This is a genomic window from Variovorax sp. 350MFTsu5.1 (genome assembly GCF_048302515.1).
Lineage (GTDB): Bacteria > Pseudomonadota > Gammaproteobacteria > Burkholderiales > Burkholderiaceae_C > Variovorax > Variovorax guangxiensis.
In genome coordinates, this window is sequence record NZ_CP157621.1 from 213,337 (window position 1) to 228,524 (window position 15,188).

Sequence of the window (15,188 nt, forward strand, 5' to 3'; positions counted from 1 at the left end):
CGCCGCACAATCGACGAAGAGGCACCGCTTACTCCGATGCCTTGATCAGGTCCGGGAAGCCTTCGTCCCTCAGCAGCATGTCCTGCCGAGGCTTGATGTTCTGCAACTGGAAGTCGTTGCCCTTGAAGCTGTACTCCGCGAAGGCGTATTCCGAGACGTGGTCGGTCAGCCGGAAGCTCAGCTCCTTGCCGATGGAGACGAGCTGCAGCGCGTCCTTCTCGAGCCGACGACGTACCACGACGAACGATTTCTCGTCGAGGTTGTCCAGCCGCAGCGTGCCGGCCAGGGGCGCCTGCATCACCTCGACGCCCGCGAGCTGCCCGAAGGGCACCTGCTTTTCGATGCCGGGCCGCGAACCCGTCGCCTCCAGCTGCGACACGGGGATGATGTTCGACACACGGTCGAAGTTCGCCAGCAGCAGGAAGTCCTCGGTCTTGCCCTGTTCGGTGCGCGAGTAGGAAATCATGTCGGCCGGCGTGTTGCCATAGCCGAGCTCGGCGACGGTCTTGCCACGGATGTGCGCGCCGTCCTTGAGATCGTCGAGCGGGATCGTCACCAGCGGGGTGCAGGTGTAGGCGGCGACCAGGTACGGCTTGCCGCCCCAGCTTGCGAAGCTCATCGCGCGAATGGGGGCGCGCGTCTCGATCAGGTTGTGGCCCGCGTGGTAGATCTCCACCGAGGTGATCGACTGCTTCGAATCGAACGGGTATCTGATCCGGCGCAGCGTCGAGGCGAAGTCCTGGTTCGAAAGGCCGGCCACGAAGAGCTCGCCGTCGCGCCACTTCATGTCGGTGACGGTGAAGCTGCGCTCCGGCGTTTCCCTCCAGAAGCTGTAGTCCGTGGTGGGGGCATCGCGCAAGGCGACGGAGGTCGAGGCCGCTGCCTTCAGGTCGATGCGGTGCGCCTTCTTGTCGCTGGTGACCATGATGAGCGCCGGCGTCTTCGCGCTGCCGTAGCTTACGGCGACGTACACCTGCGCGGTGCCGGGCCGCACGACCATGTCCTCCACCGTGACCTTGGCGCCGCCGACCTGGGCGGAGAGCAGCGACTCGAGGTCGAGGATGTTGAATGCGGAGCCCGCGGGCTGCTGCTGCGCCGCTGGCAACGAGATCGCGTGGACGCGGGCGGCTTTCCAGTCGGCGATGAACAGGGTGTTGCCGGGACCCGCGGCAAGGCGGGAGATGGACTTCACGTCCGCCGCTGCGGCGCCGAGAGCCGTGCAAAGGCCGCAGACGAGGACGGCGGTGATGGTGCTGAGACGCATGGAGGGCTCCTAGAAGAGGGATGAACCCCATCGATGCTAGGAACGCCCGCGTCTCGGCGGTAGGCATGGGCAAGGGACCACGGCGTTGTCCGCAAGGCACCAATGCCGCCGTCGATTCACCACAGACTCTGGAGCAGTTCGTCGAGCTTGACGCTCGCGTTGTCGCCGAGATCGGCCACTTCGTTGGGATAGTTTTTCTTCAGCAGCCGGGCGACCTCGGGAAGCTTGGCCGGATCGAGGTCGAACGCGCTGATGCGGTTGGGCAGGCCGAGCAACTTCACCACCTGCGAGATCTGGTCGGCCAGATGGGCAGCCACATCTGCATTCTGCGAAGTACTGGAGGGCGTCGCGGCGAAGACGCCGAGCTTGTCTCCGTAGAAATCCGCGCACGCACGGATCACTGGTGCCAGCGTGATGCAAGAGGTCACGCTGTGCGGCAGGCCGAAGGTGCCGCCCAGGATGTGGCCGATGCGGTGGCTGAGGCCGTAGATGACCGAGGCCGGCGAGAAGTAGCACTGCCATGCCGCGAGCTGCAACTGCAGCAGATCGTCGGCCGTCACCAGCCCTTGCTCGAGCGCCGCGCGTGTTTCCACGGCCTGTGGCCATTTCTGCAGGACGCGGAGAAACCGCGCCAGCCCGCTGGCCGCCATGATCGCGTGGGGATGCTCCTTCGTGACCTTGCGCATGCCCTCCACCGCATGGTCCATGCCCTTGACGGCCGATGCGAGCAGCAGCGCGCGCGGGGTGTCGGACACGAGCACCGGATCGATCACGACCACCTTGGGCACCGTCTCGCGCACCGCATAGCTGCGCTTGAATTTCTGCGGGCCGTCCGTCTCGGTGATGCCGAAGTAGTGCGAGAACTCGGAGCCCGACAGCGTGGTGGGCAGGGCGGCGATGGGCAAGTAATGCCCGGTCTTCTCGTGGTGCAGATGCGATACCGCCTTGGCCGCGTCGAGCACCGATCCGCCGCCGAGTGCGACGATCGATGCGGCGCCTGCTTGCAGGCAGGCGTCGAGGCCTTCCTGCACCGCCACGTCGGGCACGTGCGCGGGCAGTTCCGTGAAGCTGCCCGCCTGCTCCTTCAGGTTCGGTTGGACACAGCTGCGGTAGAGGCCTTCCAGGGGCGCCACCGTGAACGTGATGGGTCGATGGATGCCATGGTCGCCGAGTCGTGCGACGACGCTCTGCAGGATGTGTTGGCCCCAGTAGATGCCTTCTTGCGGCAAGCAGTTCAAGTGATTCATGTCGGTCGCGCGTTGTATGTCGGACCGACAAGATAGGCCGGCCACCTCCAGGTCACAAGCCGCTGTTTGCCAGACGCAGCGTCCATGCGCGTGGACGACGGCGCGCGACGTCGCAGGGGTTCAGGCGAAGCGCGATGGGTGATCGAAGGCCGTGATGACCGGGATCTCCACCGCCAGGAAATCCACCAGCGAACGAACCGCGGGCAGCAGCCCGGTGCGAAAGGGAATGAGTGCTGAAATGCGCGCATCCGCCGCCGACCAGTCGGGCAGCAGCTGCTGAAGGGCGCCGGAGCGCAGTTCCGAGCGACAGATATAGCCCGGTAGCGCCGCGATGCCCAGGCTGGCGCACGCGGCTTCCTTGAGCGCGACCATGTTGTTGCTCTGAAAGCGCGGATCGATGGGCATCACGATCTCCTCGCGGTGCGGCCCCTGCAACTGCCATTGGAGCGGGCCGTTGCGCACCATCGCCACGGTTGCGTGCTGCGCAAGATCGGCCGGGCTTTCGGGAACGCCATTCTTCTTGAGATAGGCTGGACTCGCGAACAGGTACCACGGTACGTCCGCGAGCGCACGTTGTACCAGCGTGGAGTTCTGCAATGGAGCTGTATGGCCGCGAATTGCCAGGTCGAAGCCTTCGCCCACAATGTCCACGTACCGGTCGGTCGCGATCTCGATCACGCGCACCTTCGGATACTGGTTGAGAAAGACAGGAAGAATCTCGCGCAGCGCGAACTGCGCGATCTCCACCGCCGTAGTCAGGCGGATCACGCCGCTGGGTTCGGTCAGGCGCTGGCGTACGGCCTCTTCGGCGACCTCGGAGCTGTGCAGCATCGCCACGGCGTACTCGTAGAACTCCTTGCCGATGTCGGTCATGCCGAACTGGCGCGAGGTCCTGTTGAGAAGCCGCACGCCCAGGTAGCTTTCGAGTTCCTGGACGCGATGGCTCAATGTCGACTTCGGAAGGCGCAGCGCCGTGCCGGCGGCCGTGAAGCCGCCACGGTCGACGACCTGCACGAAGTAGAAGACATCCTTCAGATCCAACATCGGCGGCCTGCAAAGAGCGCTGGAAAGCGGGCGGTGGGACGCCGCGCGAGGCGGCCGTACGACCCGAGCATAGCGCCAGGGGCAATCCGCGCAACGGGTGCCATCAACACTCCTGCGGCCCGCTTCCCGATTCCGTCAGGCCGCTTCGGCAACGGCTTTCGGCAGGCGCAGCGCCCGTGCGGTGAGCGCCACGCGACGCCCCTGGTAGGCGGCCACCGCGAGCTCTTCGGCCGCGGGCATCACCGAGTCCTTGTGGGAGACGTGCGTCGCGCCGTAGGGCGTGCCCGCGGCGAACATCGCCGGGTCGGCGTATCCGAGCGGGACGATGATGAGCCCGAGGTGCGCCATGGGGCCGTACAGAGAGAGCAGCGTCGCCTCGTTGCCACCGTGCCTGGACGAGGTCGAGCCGAACACCGAGCCGACCTTTCCGTTGAGCTTGCCCTGGAACCAGAGGCCGCCCAGGGAATCGATGTAGGCCTTGAGCTCCGATGCAATGGAGCCAAAGCGCGTCGGCGTGCCGAAGACGATGGCATCTGCCCAGTTGGCGTCGGCTTCGGTCGGCGCCTCGTACTTCGCGTTCATCGCGCCGGCGCGCTCGGACCACTCGGGCACATCGCGCATGATCTCCGGAGCGACGAACTCCCGGGCGCGGCGCAGGCGCACTTCGGCCCCTTCAGCTGCCGCGCCCTGCGCGATGGCGTTGGCAAGGCGTTCGGTGGAGCTGTTGCGCGAATAGAAGGCAATGAGGACTTTGGGTTTGGACATGGCTTGGCCAATGGGCGAGTGACAAGAAGAAATAGGGCGAGCGCTTCCCCGGAGCTGCTGCTGCGGGTGGCGTCGGAGAAGGCGGTGCGGCGTTCAGACCGTGATGGGTTCCAGGCGGCCCAGCAGTTCGTCCCTGCGGGCGCGCAGCCATGGAGGAAGCTGGAACTCCGAACCGAAATGGCCGGGCTCCTCGTCGATCGCGAAGCCGATGTCGGTGGTGGCGGCCTCGAACATCACGCCGCCGGGCATCTTGAAATACATCGAGCGGAAGTAGTTGCGGTTGACCGACTCGGACGTGTCGATGTGACCCATCGACATCAGCTTTTCCTTGATCTGCATCTGCTGCTCCACGTTGTCCACCGCGAAGGCGACGTGGTGGATGGTGCCCTCGCCGTAGATCGACGAGCCCTGCAGCCGGTCCGGCTCGTGCAGGAATTCGACGATCGTGCCGGGTGTTCCATCGGCGGTCTCGAAGCGGTGGTGCGGGCCCGACTCGCCGGCATAGCGAAACGCCAGGGCGTCCTGCATGAAGATGATCGATTCGGCCACCTCGCGCAGCGACAGCGTGATGCTGTGCACGCCGCGGATCGCGTACTGGGCGGGGATGTCCTCGGCCGTGCAGGGCGGGCGTGTGTCGCGGTCGGATGCCACCAGGTCGAACTCGATGCCGCACGGGTGCTGGAAGCGCTGTCGCTGCTCGCCGAAGCGCTCGACCACGTCGGCATCGAAGGTCACGCCGTGGGCGCGAAAGCGATCGCGCCAGAAGTGAAGCGAGCCTGCCGGCACCGAGTAGTTGATCACCTTGATCTGACCCGAGCCGCGACGGCCTTTCACGCCCTTCTGCCGGAAGGGGAACGAGGTCACCAGCGTGCCGGCATCGCCCTGGGCGTTGCCGTAGTAGAGGTGGTAGACGGGGTCTTCGCCGTCCAGCAGCACCGTTTTCTTGACCAGGCTCTGGCCTAGCAGCTTGACGTAGAAGTCCACGTCTTCCTGAGCGCCGCTGACGCAGGCCGTCAGATGGTGGAAGCCTTTGATGATCGACATGGGATGAATCCTCTCTTGTTGGATGCGGATGAATGGGACTGCCGCGGTGGCGGCAGGGGGCTCGTCACTGCTCGATGAATGACGCGAAACTCTCGACCTCGTGCTTCTGCAGGGTCATGCGGTTCTCGGGCAGGTCGTTGTCGGCCCAGCCCATCGACATGCCGGCGATCACCATTTCGTCGGCGGGAATGCCTAGCTCGGCGCGCAGCACGTGGTGCTGCAGCGACCAGATCTGCTGCGGGCAGGTGTCTAGGCCGCGTCCCTTGGCAGCCAGCATGACGTTCTGCAGGAAGCAGCCGTAGCACAGGAAGCTGGCCCACTCCAGGCGCCGGTCCATGGTGAAGATGATGCCCACCGGTGCGTCGAAGAAGAGGAACTGGCGCTCCACGTCGCGCATGCGCCCGACCTTGTCGCTGCGGTGCACGCCCTGCGCGTCGCCGAGCTGGCCGCGGAAGGTGTTGAAACGCGTCGAATAGGGTTCGTGCAGGGGCTGCGGGAAGAACGGGTACTCCGGCGCCAGCTTGTCGTGGTTGGCGCGGAACTCCGCCACGGCGGCCTGGGTGACGCGCTCGCGGGCCTCGCCGGTCACGACGTAGCAACGCCAGGGCTGGGTATTGCTCGAGCTCGGCGCGTACTTGGCCACCGAGAGAATGTCCTTCACCACATCGAGCGGAACGGCGCGGTCCACGAAGCCGCGCTTGCTGCGCCGCTCCCGGATCAGGTCGTCGATGAACGGCGTCGTGTGCATGGGCGTGGGCTCCATCAAGAGGTTGGCTGACATGGCTCGTCTTTCTCGCTTTCGCGGTGGATGGTTGGAAATCGTAGGTACGCCCCGGCTGCCCGGGAAGACCCCATTGCTTGCACATTGGGTCCCGGAATCGCGAACGACCGGGAGCCCGCGAACGCTTTCAGCGGCGTTGTCCGGCCATGTGCGGACACACGGGTGGCGGATCGCCGATGAAAGTGCGCGACGACCAGAGCTCGGGGAACGGAATCTCCTCGAGCGTGGGCATGAGCCACGCGACGCCTTCGGTGCCGAAGTAGGCCGGCCGCGCACCGAAGGTGCGGCGCGTGGCCATCAGGTGCCTGAACTTCCAGTTGCAGAAACCCTGCGCGATGTCGGCCAGCACTTCGCCGAGTTGCTGAAGCTCGGAGTGCTTGTCCGGCGCCGCGTAGATGTCGCGCCACACCTGCTCGACTTCCTTGCTCGGGGCATAGGGTTCGCTCACATCGCGTTCGAGCAACGCGCGGGGCACGTTCATTCCGCGCCGCTGCAAGTAGGCAAGCACGTCGTCGTAGAGGCTGGGCTCGGCCAGCGCCTGGCGCAGCTGCGCCAGGCGCTGCGGCTGCGGCTCGAAGTGCTGCAGGTGCACGGCCTGCTTGATGCCGAACAGATAGACCATCTGCCGGTAAGTCCAGCCTTGCAGGGCCGTGTCCTGGCCATAGGTGCCGACGGCGCGTGAAAGTATGGCCAGCAGGTCGTTGGGCGTCATCCAGTCGATCGAGCGCCAGATCGCGTCCAGTGGTGCATGGTGGGCCGAGATGCGTTGCAGTGTCCTGTAGGCCTGCGGCAGATCGTCGGCGCGCAGGAAGCGCTGCGCCGATTGCATCTCCTTGATGATGAGCATCCAGTAGAGCTCCGACACCTGTACGTGGGTGATCCACGCATGCTCGCCGGGATGGTCGCTGACAGTGCGATGCAGCGAATGCAGCGTGTCGGTCTGTATCCATGCGCTGTAGGGTGTCTGCCCGACGGGCGTGGCGCCCGGCGTGGGTCGGTCCGTGGATTGCGTGGGGTTGCTCATCTTGTGCTCCTGTTTCCGTGGGGATCTGTCAGCGCATCGGGGATGCGGGGGCTTGGGTGCGAAGCCGCTGTTCCATCTGCCGCGCCACCCGCAGGAGCGCGCCGTCATGGCCCGGCCTGGCGACGACCTGCAATGCGGAAGGCAGTTGGCCGTCGCGCGGTGCGAGGGGTATCGAGATGGCCGGAAACCCCGCGACGTTGAAAGGCGCGGTGTAGGCCATCAGCGCCTCGCGCACGGTGCCGGTCCACGCGCCGATGCGAATCACGCTTTCATGCAGGGCCGGCGCGGTGCAGGGGCATGTCGGTAGTACGAGGAAATCGACGCGAGCCATGGCTCGGTGCAGCCTGGCTGTGAAGTCCCTTCGGGTCTGCTGCGCCGCTGCATATTCGCCGAGCGTCATCGCCTTGGCCCGCTCGAGGCGCTCCGTGGTTTCGCGGCTGTAGTGCGCGGCAATCCGGTCCGCATCGTTATGCCTGAAGTGTCCGGCACCGCCTTCGGTCAGCACGATGTGCGCGAAGGCTTCGTAGGTGCCGTCAAATAGCCCTTCGGCTTCGACATTCGCGCAGGCGAAGAGCTCGCCGAGTGTCGCGACGGCTGCATCGAAGGCCGATGCCACTTCAGCGCTCGCCGGCACGGGCGGCACCTCGCGAAGCACGCCGAGGCGGGCTCGGGTGAAGCCCCGGTCTGCGAGCGCATCGATGGAGAAGGCGCCGGCCAGGATGGCGATGTCGTCGACCGTCTCGCCCAGAAGTCCTGGGTGGTCCAGCGAGGGGGCCAGCGGAAATATCCCTTGCGTCGGGAGCAGGCCGTACGTGGGCTTGAAGCCTGCGACGCCGCAAAGCGCCGCCGGAATCCGCACCGATCCACCGGTGTCGGTGCCCAGTCCCGCCGCCACGGCACCGTAGGCGATGGCCGCGGCAGCGCCACCGCTGGATCCGCCGGGAATGCGCGTCAGGTCCAGCGGATTCAAGGTATCGCCGAAAACCTTGCTGGATGTGGTGACCCCCCACGCGAACTCGTGCGTGGTGGTCTTGCCGAGAACGATCGCGCCGCGCTCGCGAAGCGAAGCCACCAACTCCGCATCGGCTGTGGGAACGTGGCCTCGCCAGGCCGCCGAGCCGTAGCTGGTTTCGAGGCCCTGTGTGTCGATCAGGTCCTTGACGCCAATGATCAGCCCTTCGAGGGGGCGCGTGCGTCCTTCCGCGTAGCGCCGCTCGCTCTCCCGCGCGGCCCGCAGGGCCCCCTCCTCGTCGATGGAGGCGAATGCACGAAGGATGCGCTTGGAAGACTCCGCCGCGTCCAGCGCCTGGTCGACCAGGCCCGACACCGTGATGTGCCGCTCGGCCAGCGCCTGCAACGCGCGGCGAAGGCCAGGGGCGCGGGGGATGGCGCCTACAGGACGGTGATCGCTCTTGTTCGTCATGGCAGTCAGGGGCACAGGCGGAATGAGTGGTCCAACGGTTTGCAAGGCGTGCGTGTCCGTCTCCGTCATGAAAGACGTGACGATCGATGAGGCGGGAAATGCAGCGGACGCGGCGGGGGCGAGGCGTGCGCCGCCGTGAAGCTCAGGCCGTGGCTTCAGCCAGGCAACTGGCCACGGAATCCATGAAGCGCGAGTGCGGCATCGAGGCGATCGAGGCCCCGATCGCTTCCTCGCACAGCGAGCGCCGCTTGCAAAGCACCTCGAAGTAGCGAGCGACGCCGGGCAGGGCGTCCCACAGCGAGGACAGTCCCAGGTAGTTGATGCGTACGAGGTTGACGCCCCACAGTACGTCCGCGAGCGAGAAGGGGTGGCCGTTGATGCAGCCGAAAGAGGCCTTGCCCAGGTCGAGCTCGAGGTTCTCCAGCAACTGGCTGACGCGATGGCGCGCGGCACGCTGGAACTCCGGATCGTGACACACCTGCTTGCCGCCGATTTCCTTAGTGATCTTGGCGCGATAGGCGGCCACCAGCTCGAGATCGCCGGCGTTATCGGCGATCAGCCGCTCGAGCGCGATGACCTTGTAGTGATAGACCGTTCGCATCGAGGTCTTGAGCGCTTCGGGCCGGAGGTCGGCGTCGGGATGGAAACCGTAGAGCAGCGCCCCGTTGGGAATCCGGTCGACGATGCCGACCTGGCGCATCACCTCCTCGCGCGAAGCGGGCTCATCGGGAATCAGTTGCACCGGTTGGCGGTCCACAGCATCGAGGTAGCAGCAGATGCGCTGCGAATCGGCGACCACCCGGCCTTCCTGATGGTCGAGCAGCAGCGGCACGACGCAGGGATCGAAGCCTTCCGTCTCCACGGAGGTGCGCCCGCTATACCCGGAGACGAAACCGCGCCCCAACTCCCTTGCAGCGATCAGCCGCAGTCGGATGTAGGCGGGGCTGTAATGCTCGGCCGGCACCAGTCCGGTGGGCTCCATCGAACCCAGGATGCGCATGTCGTTGGAACGGTAGGAAAGCGCCTTTTCGTTGAGTACCGTGCGGACCTTCTGCGAGCACAGGGAGCTTGCCGCATGGAACAGTTCGAACCGTGGATCCGGGCTGCCGCCCACGACGGTGATTCGGTTCGGGTCGAGCACGGCAGCGCGTGCGGCGGCGGCCATTTCCATCAGCGGTTCGGTGTTCGTCATCACGGTCCTCTTGGCGGCCTGCGAGGCAGGCGCAGCAACTATCGATCGGTGGGGTTGCGTTCAACAGCGCGTTGAAGGCAATCAAATCGTAGGCAGCTTGGTCAGAGGTGAGAAGGCGGCAAAGCTTGCACGCTCGGTCCCTGAAATCCGAACGATGGCGGCGCTCAGGCGCTGGACGAGGTGTTCTCCCCGTGGAGAAGAGGTACCCATCCAGGCTGAGCCTGCACGCGTGCCACCCATGCTTCGATGCCGGAAAAGCGCGCCATCGCGTAGCCTCCTTGCTCGGCGAGCGACACATAGGCCGAAGCCGCGAGGTCGGCGATGGTGTAGCTGTCACCAGCAAGCCAGGTGTGATCGAGAAGCCATTCGTCCAATTTCTCCAGTGCGGGGTATCCATCGGCGTGATAGCGCACGATGTCCTGCATCCGGTCGTTCGCGAGTCCGTGCAAGTGGAGCACGCGTGCTGTAGCAATACTTTTCTGAAGATCGGCCTGCTCGAAGAAGAGCCAGCTCATCACTTCCGTTCGCAGGTGTGGATCATCTGGCAGATAGGGCGTGCCGTTGGCGAGATGCACCAGGATGGCGCCTGATTCCACGATGGGGCGGCCATCCTCCAGCAAGAGCACGGGCACTCGAGCAAAACGGCTGATCCGCCGAAACGAAGGATCGCGCGTTTCGCCTTTACGGATGTCGAGCGTGACACGCTCGTAGGGCAGTCCAAGCTGGCTCAGGAGGATGCGGACCTTCCATGAGTTGCCGGACAGGCGACTGTCATAGAGACGCAGCATGGTGGACTCCAACGGATGGGCGCACGATGAATTGCACTCGATTCTCCCTCCAATGTGCAGCCCCTGCAAAAGGGGGAGGCGGTTGCCATACCAACGGCTGAAGTGCGAGCGGTAGCGAATCCTTAATGTGTTTCCAGACGACGCACTGCATGTGTCCGTCTGCCAAGCAAAGGGCTTGCCACTCATCAAGGCGCCCCGTTTTCATTGTCCGTCCCAAAAGGAATATCCAATATGAACCAACCCCGACTACCCTGGACCGAGATCTCTGCCAAGTCCTATCAGGCGATGGCGGGCGTCAACGTCTCGATCGCGAAGTCCTCGCTCGGTCATTCGCTCATGGAACTCGTGCAGACGCGCGTCTCCCAGATCAACGGCTGCGCCTTCTGCCTCGACATGCACGCGCGCGACCTGCGCAAGCACGGCGAGACCTGGCAGCGCCTGAACAGCCTGTCGACCTGGCGCGAGACCAGCTTCTACAACGAGCGCGAGCGCGCGGCGCTGGCCTGGGCCGAGGAACTGACGCGCCTTGCCGACCAGCACGGTGACCAGGACACGGCCTTCGAAGCGCTCAAGAAGCAGTTCAGCGACCAGGAGATCGTCGAGTTGAGCTGGACGATCGCCGTGATCAATGCGTGGAACCGCATGGCTGTCGGCATGCGCACTCCTCCGTCGACACAGCCGCTCGAATAAGCGAAAAAGCCGCCGGCGTGTGCACGACACGCCGGCGGCTTTTTATGAAGGAAAAGAAGTGGGAGAGGACCAGGGCCATAGCAGCCACGTAGCGCCGTGCGCTGTGAATCTCAGCCGCTCTTCAGGTGTTGGGCCAGGAACGCCTGGGTCCTGCCGTTCGCGAGGCCTGCAGCCCGCGCGTCATAAGCGGTGCCGCGGTGTCGCGCGAAGGCGTGACGGCATCCCGGGTAGCTGTGGAGCTGCACCTGCGGACTCTTTCCCAGGGCTGCGACTATCTGCCTGCGTGCGTCGGGTGGGATGTACTCGTCTTCTTCCGCGAGATGCACCATCAGCGGGCTGCCGATGCCGCCTGCCTCCTCGAGGTGCTTGTCGGCGTTGCCGGGGTAGTAGGCCACCGCGGCATCAGCGGCTGCGTGAGCAGTGGTCAGGTAGCTCATGAGGCCGCCGAGGCAGTAGCCGACGAGACCGACCCGGTGGTTCGACTCAGCCAGCGCGCGGGCGGTTGCGATGGCGGCGCCAATGTCGCGCACGCCGGCGTCGAGGTCGAAGGCGTTGTAAAGCGCCATGGCTTTCGCCAGCTCGGCTTCCGTGCGATCGGTCATGTCGATGCCCGGCTCGATGCGCCAGAACAGGTCGGGACAGATCGCCAGGTAGCCCTGCGCGGCGAGTTCGTCGCACGACTGCCGCATGTCGGCATTGACGCCGAAGACTTCATGGATCACGACGATGGCCGGCGCGGTTGCGCCTGTGCCCGCGCTTGCGGGACGGGCGACATACGCCGAGAAGGAACCCTCGCCGGTGGTGATGCGGAGTGTGTCTTGCATGACCGGCTCAGGCGCTGAGCCAGAAGGCGAGGTTGCTGGCGTACTGCTTGGTCGAGCGCAATGCCTCGGGGAACTGTGCCATGCCGTCCCCGGGCGATTCGGCCACGAAGGTCGGGCAGCCGCAGGCGGGATCCCAGTTGTAGTCGGCGAAATGATGGAAGGTCGACTGCGCGATGGCACGACCGCCATGTTCCGAGCGCTCGAACGCCACGGCGATGTTGAAGCGTCGGCCCGAGACGAGGCTCTGTCCTTCGACGACCACCCGACCCGTCGAATCATCCGCCGGCACTCCGACCACCCCTTCGTGCGGGTGCGAGGGAAGGTATTGGATGACGCCGGTCGAGGACTGCCGGTCGCGCATGACGGGATGAATGCTGCCGACCGAGCGAACACGCTGGAAATCGCCGTTGGCGCCCGAGTGGTAGTTGGGCCAGGAGATGTTCGTGGCGTAGGTGTCGTCGACGCAGTGCCGGCTCTCGTCGGGTTCTCGATTGTGGCTGTGGAAGTAGTGGGCGGCCCCGATGCCGCCCAGATTGCAGATGGAGCTTCCCACGTCCATGTGGTCCCGGGTCACCATGAGCGCGCCACCAAGGCGGCGAAACCGGCTGATTCCCATGCAGTCTGCGTCGGTCAACCCGTCGCCCCCGTCTACCGCAAAAAGCCAGAGTTGGTCCACGTCCGATCCGTCCAGGGTCGACAGCACCGGGTCCGGCGTGCCGCGTTGGGTGCGGTTGCGGGCGGTCACCCGGAAGGCAAGGCCTCCGTCTTTGTCTCTCAGTCCGGCGAGGAATGAAGCCAGTCGGCTGAAGCGTGAGATGTCCCAGTCATCGGGCTGCTCTTCAATCGTGGTCTGTAGTAGGAGGTTCAGCATGGCGAAGGGGTTGGATGACAGTGTTCAGCTGCGCAGGAAGGCAAGAAGGTCCGCGTTGACCTTGTCCTGCATCGTCGCGGTGAGTCCGTGCGGTGCACCGGGGTAGTAGATTTCCCTGACCCCCTTGATGAGCTTTGCGGACTTCCTGGCGGAGTCGTGCACGGGAACGATCTGGTCGTCCTCGCCGTGCATGATCAGGGTGGGGATGTCGAACTTCTTCAGATCCTCGGTGAAGTCGGTTTCCGAGAAGGCCTTCACGCACTCGTAGGCGTTCTTCTGGCCGCTTTGCATGCTCCAGAGCCAGAACTGGTCGAGCACACCCTGCGACACCTTGGCGCCGCTGCGGTTGGCGCCGTAGAAAGCCACGGCCAGGTCCTTGTAGTACTGCGAGCGGTCGCCTGCGACGCCCGCGCGAATCCCGTCAAAGACCTCGATCGGAAGGCCCTCCGGATTCGACGCCGACTTCACCATGACCGGCGGTACCGCACCGATGAGCACCGCTTTGGCCACGCGCTTCGAACCGTGGCGGCCAATGTAGCGGGCCACCTCACCGCCACCGGTGGAGTGGCCGACCATCGAGACGTTCTTCAGGTCGAGCGCGTTGAACACTTCGGCCAGATCGTCGGCGTAGCCGTTCATATCATTGCCCGACGACGATTGCGTAGAGCGGCCGTGGCCGCGGCGGTCATGCGCGATGACGCGAAAGCCGTTGCGTGCCAGGAAGTGCATCTGCCCGTCCCACGCGTCGGCATTGAGGGGCCAGCCATGCGAGAACGTGACCACCGGGCCGCTGCCCCAGTCCTTGTAGTAGATGCGCGTGCCGTCCTTCATCGTGACGGTGTCGCTGCTCATCCTCGGGCCGCGGTTGCCCGAACTGGGGGCGCCCGCGGCGGCGCCGTGCACACCTATCGCGAGCGTGCCGGTGGCAACGGCCGCACTGGATGCGATCAGGTTTCTGCGCGAGGGGTTCTGAGGTGTGGTCATGATTTCCTTTGAGACGGGGTGGAGATCTGGATTACGAACACGGCGCACCTGTGTCGCGCGGGTGCCGTGAGACGGAAGTCATCGTAGGTTCGGCATTCGCGCGGCGGTAGATTCGCGAAGGGACGCACGCTGTTGCTGGGCGCGCACCAATACGCGTCCGGAGACGGCGGTGCACGCTCAGGCCGGTGCGTCGAGGTCCGTGAGGCATTGGAGGTCCGCCGCGCGGATGCGTGTCGTCATGAAGTCGATGAAGACGCGCATGCGTGAGGGAAGATGCTGCCGGCTCAGGTAGCAGATGTAGTGTCCGTGATCGTCCGGGACGTGCTGCGTCAGGCAGGTCACCAGCGAGCCCTTGCGCAGCGGCTCGCAGATCAGGTATCCCGCCATCTGCGCGATGCCGTGTCCATCGAGCACGGCCTGAAGAACGAGGTCTGCATCGTTGTAGGTGAGCTTCGACGCCGGCGCGAACCTGCGGAGCACTCCGTCCGCCTTGAACTCCCACTCGGAGACGCGACCCGAGGCCGTACGAAAGTTGATGCACTGGTGGGCCATCAACTCGTCCAGTGAGGTCGGCAGGCCATGCGCATCCCGGTAGTCCGGCGAGGCGCAGACCAGCAGTTGCATGGGGATGATCTGCTTGGCGATGATCTGTGCGTCTTCCATGCGGCCGTTGCGGAATGCGATGTCCACGCGGTCCGATGTGAAGTCGGTCGGCTTGTCGTTGAGCAGCAGGTCGATCGACACCTCTGGATACGCGGCGCAGAAATCGCCGAGCAACGGGGCGACCACGCGGCGGCCGAAGCCGACGGCCGAGGTGATGCGCAGGTGCCCGCGAGGCGGGCCCTCGCGCAGGTCGCGCATCTCTTCGACGGCCTGCACGATACGGTCCACACCGGTGTGGCAGTTGGCATAGAAGAGATCGCCTTCCCGCGTCAGCGAGGTGCTCCGCGTGGTCCGGGTGAAGAGCCTGACATTGAGCTGGTCCTCCAGCTTCTGCACGCTGCGGCTCACCGCAGAACGCCCGATGCCCAGCCGGTCCGCTGCGCGGGCAAAGCTGCCTTCGGTCACGACGGCGATGAAGGCCACGACACCCGCATAGCTGGTCGCGAAGCTCGAAGCCAGCGGATCCGCGCGCGGCGTGAGGGGAATGGAAGTGGGGCAGGGCAGGGAGGAATTCGTCATTTGCAGCATCTCGGTGGCATGAAGGCCGTGGGGAAAGCCTTCTCACAACGAGCACTCTGCGCGTG

The 15,188-nt window shown here is 65.1% G+C and carries 15 protein-coding genes; 1 reads left to right on the forward strand and 14 read right to left on the reverse strand.

Annotated features, from left to right (window positions below):
• Positions 1 to 28: 28 nt before the first annotated feature.
• The 10 genes from ABL843_RS32400 to ABL843_RS32445 form a co-directional block, all read right to left on the reverse strand.
• Complete coding sequence (locus ABL843_RS32400) at positions 29 to 1,264, reverse strand: hypothetical protein (RefSeq protein WP_418120818.1); 1,236 nt, start codon at positions 1,262 to 1,264, stop codon at positions 29 to 31.
• 116 nt (positions 1,265 to 1,380) lie between these two features.
• Positions 1,381 to 2,511 carry an iron-containing alcohol dehydrogenase gene (locus ABL843_RS32405; RefSeq protein ID WP_418120819.1) on the reverse strand — a complete coding sequence of 377 codons (1,131 nt, stop codon included), beginning with the start codon at positions 2,509 to 2,511 and terminating at the stop codon, positions 1,381 to 1,383.
• Between the two features lie 120 nt (positions 2,512 to 2,631).
• Complete coding sequence (locus tag ABL843_RS32410; RefSeq protein WP_369658988.1) at positions 2,632 to 3,555, reverse strand: LysR substrate-binding domain-containing protein; 924 nt, start codon at positions 3,553 to 3,555, stop codon at positions 2,632 to 2,634.
• A 135-nt stretch (positions 3,556 to 3,690) separates the two neighbouring features.
• Positions 3,691 to 4,320 carry an NAD(P)H:quinone oxidoreductase gene (wrbA, locus tag ABL843_RS32415; protein WP_418120820.1) on the reverse strand — a complete coding sequence of 210 codons (630 nt, stop codon included), beginning with the start codon at positions 4,318 to 4,320 and terminating at the stop codon, positions 3,691 to 3,693.
• Positions 4,321 to 4,413: 93 nt separating this feature from the next.
• On the reverse strand, positions 4,414 to 5,364 hold the full coding sequence (locus ABL843_RS32420; protein WP_418120821.1) for a ring-cleaving dioxygenase: 951 nt from the start codon (positions 5,362 to 5,364) through the stop codon (positions 4,414 to 4,416).
• A 64-nt stretch (positions 5,365 to 5,428) separates the two neighbouring features.
• Positions 5,429 to 6,112, reverse strand: coding sequence for a nitroreductase (locus ABL843_RS32425; RefSeq protein ID WP_369662465.1), 684 nt, complete (start codon positions 6,110 to 6,112; stop codon positions 5,429 to 5,431).
• A 160-nt stretch (positions 6,113 to 6,272) separates the two neighbouring features.
• Positions 6,273 to 7,169, reverse strand: coding sequence for a tryptophan 2,3-dioxygenase (locus ABL843_RS32430; protein ID WP_369658985.1), 897 nt, complete (start codon positions 7,167 to 7,169; stop codon positions 6,273 to 6,275).
• 28 nt (positions 7,170 to 7,197) lie between these two features.
• The gene (locus ABL843_RS32435; RefSeq protein WP_418120822.1) at positions 7,198 to 8,592 is read right to left on the reverse strand and encodes an amidase; all 1,395 of its coding nucleotides are present in this window, start codon (positions 8,590 to 8,592) and stop codon (positions 7,198 to 7,200) included.
• 142 nt (positions 8,593 to 8,734) lie between these two features.
• On the reverse strand, positions 8,735 to 9,784 hold the full coding sequence (locus ABL843_RS32440; RefSeq protein WP_418120823.1) for a glutathione S-transferase family protein: 1,050 nt from the start codon (positions 9,782 to 9,784) through the stop codon (positions 8,735 to 8,737).
• A 164-nt stretch (positions 9,785 to 9,948) separates the two neighbouring features.
• Positions 9,949 to 10,572 (reverse strand): glutathione S-transferase family protein, encoded by a 624-nt coding sequence (locus ABL843_RS32445; RefSeq protein ID WP_369658982.1) that lies wholly within the window; start codon positions 10,570 to 10,572, stop codon positions 9,949 to 9,951.
• Positions 10,573 to 10,803: 231 nt separating this feature from the next.
• Here ABL843_RS32445 and ABL843_RS32450 point away from each other — a divergent pair, with 231 nt between their 5' ends.
• Positions 10,804 to 11,262: a carboxymuconolactone decarboxylase family protein gene (locus tag ABL843_RS32450; protein WP_369658981.1), complete on the forward strand. Its 459-nt coding sequence runs from the start codon at positions 10,804 to 10,806 to the stop codon at positions 11,260 to 11,262.
• A 110-nt stretch (positions 11,263 to 11,372) separates the two neighbouring features.
• Here ABL843_RS32450 and ABL843_RS32455 read toward each other — a convergent pair whose 3' ends face one another.
• The 4 genes from ABL843_RS32455 to ABL843_RS32470 all read right to left on the reverse strand — a co-directional run bounded on the left by ABL843_RS32455 (position 11,373) and on the right by ABL843_RS32470 (position 15,123).
• Entirely contained in the window at positions 11,373 to 12,086 is a 714-nt protein-coding gene (locus ABL843_RS32455) for a dienelactone hydrolase family protein (RefSeq protein ID WP_369658980.1), read from the reverse strand.
• Positions 12,087 to 12,093: 7 nt separating this feature from the next.
• Positions 12,094 to 12,957 carry a hypothetical protein gene (locus ABL843_RS32460; RefSeq protein ID WP_369658979.1) on the reverse strand — a complete coding sequence of 288 codons (864 nt, stop codon included), beginning with the start codon at positions 12,955 to 12,957 and terminating at the stop codon, positions 12,094 to 12,096.
• Positions 12,958 to 12,981: 24 nt separating this feature from the next.
• A complete protein-coding gene (locus tag ABL843_RS32465; protein ID WP_418120824.1) occupies positions 12,982 to 13,941 on the reverse strand; it encodes an alpha/beta fold hydrolase in 960 nt (319 codons plus the stop codon).
• 177 nt (positions 13,942 to 14,118) lie between these two features.
• Complete coding sequence (locus tag ABL843_RS32470; protein ID WP_418120825.1) at positions 14,119 to 15,123, reverse strand: LysR family transcriptional regulator; 1,005 nt, start codon at positions 15,121 to 15,123, stop codon at positions 14,119 to 14,121.
• Positions 15,124 to 15,188 lie beyond the last annotated feature (65 nt).

What these genes read in the sequence shown, in the direction of transcription:
- ABL843_RS32470 (WP_418120825.1), bottom strand. Translation starts at nt 15,123, where the DNA reads ATGACGAATTCCTCCCTGCCCTGCCCCACTTCCATTCCCCTCACGCCG.
- wrbA (WP_418120820.1), bottom strand. Translation starts at nt 4,320, where the DNA reads ATGTCCAAACCCAAAGTCCTCATTGCCTTCTATTCGCGCAACAGCTCC.
- ABL843_RS32400 (WP_418120818.1), bottom strand. Translation starts at nt 1,264, where the DNA reads ATGCGTCTCAGCACCATCACCGCCGTCCTCGTCTGCGGCCTTTGCACG.
- ABL843_RS32430 (WP_369658985.1), bottom strand. Translation starts at nt 7,169, where the DNA reads ATGAGCAACCCCACGCAATCCACGGACCGACCCACGCCGGGCGCCACG.
- ABL843_RS32465 (WP_418120824.1), bottom strand. Translation starts at nt 13,941, where the DNA reads ATGACCACACCTCAGAACCCCTCGCGCAGAAACCTGATCGCATCCAGT.
- ABL843_RS32460 (WP_369658979.1), bottom strand. Translation starts at nt 12,957, where the DNA reads ATGCTGAACCTCCTACTACAGACCACGATTGAAGAGCAGCCCGATGAC.
- ABL843_RS32450 (WP_369658981.1), top strand. Translation starts at nt 10,804, where the DNA reads ATGAACCAACCCCGACTACCCTGGACCGAGATCTCTGCCAAGTCCTAT.
- ABL843_RS32445 (WP_369658982.1), bottom strand. Translation starts at nt 10,572, where the DNA reads ATGCTGCGTCTCTATGACAGTCGCCTGTCCGGCAACTCATGGAAGGTC.
- ABL843_RS32455 (WP_369658980.1), bottom strand. Translation starts at nt 12,086, where the DNA reads ATGCAAGACACACTCCGCATCACCACCGGCGAGGGTTCCTTCTCGGCG.
- ABL843_RS32420 (WP_418120821.1), bottom strand. Translation starts at nt 5,364, where the DNA reads ATGTCGATCATCAAAGGCTTCCACCATCTGACGGCCTGCGTCAGCGGC.
- ABL843_RS32405 (WP_418120819.1), bottom strand. Translation starts at nt 2,511, where the DNA reads ATGAATCACTTGAACTGCTTGCCGCAAGAAGGCATCTACTGGGGCCAA.
- ABL843_RS32410 (WP_369658988.1), bottom strand. Translation starts at nt 3,555, where the DNA reads ATGTTGGATCTGAAGGATGTCTTCTACTTCGTGCAGGTCGTCGACCGT.
- ABL843_RS32435 (WP_418120822.1), bottom strand. Translation starts at nt 8,592, where the DNA reads ATGACGAACAAGAGCGATCACCGTCCTGTAGGCGCCATCCCCCGCGCC.
- ABL843_RS32425 (WP_369662465.1), bottom strand. Translation starts at nt 6,112, where the DNA reads ATGCACACGACGCCGTTCATCGACGACCTGATCCGGGAGCGGCGCAGC.
- ABL843_RS32440 (WP_418120823.1), bottom strand. Translation starts at nt 9,784, where the DNA reads ATGACGAACACCGAACCGCTGATGGAAATGGCCGCCGCCGCACGCGCT.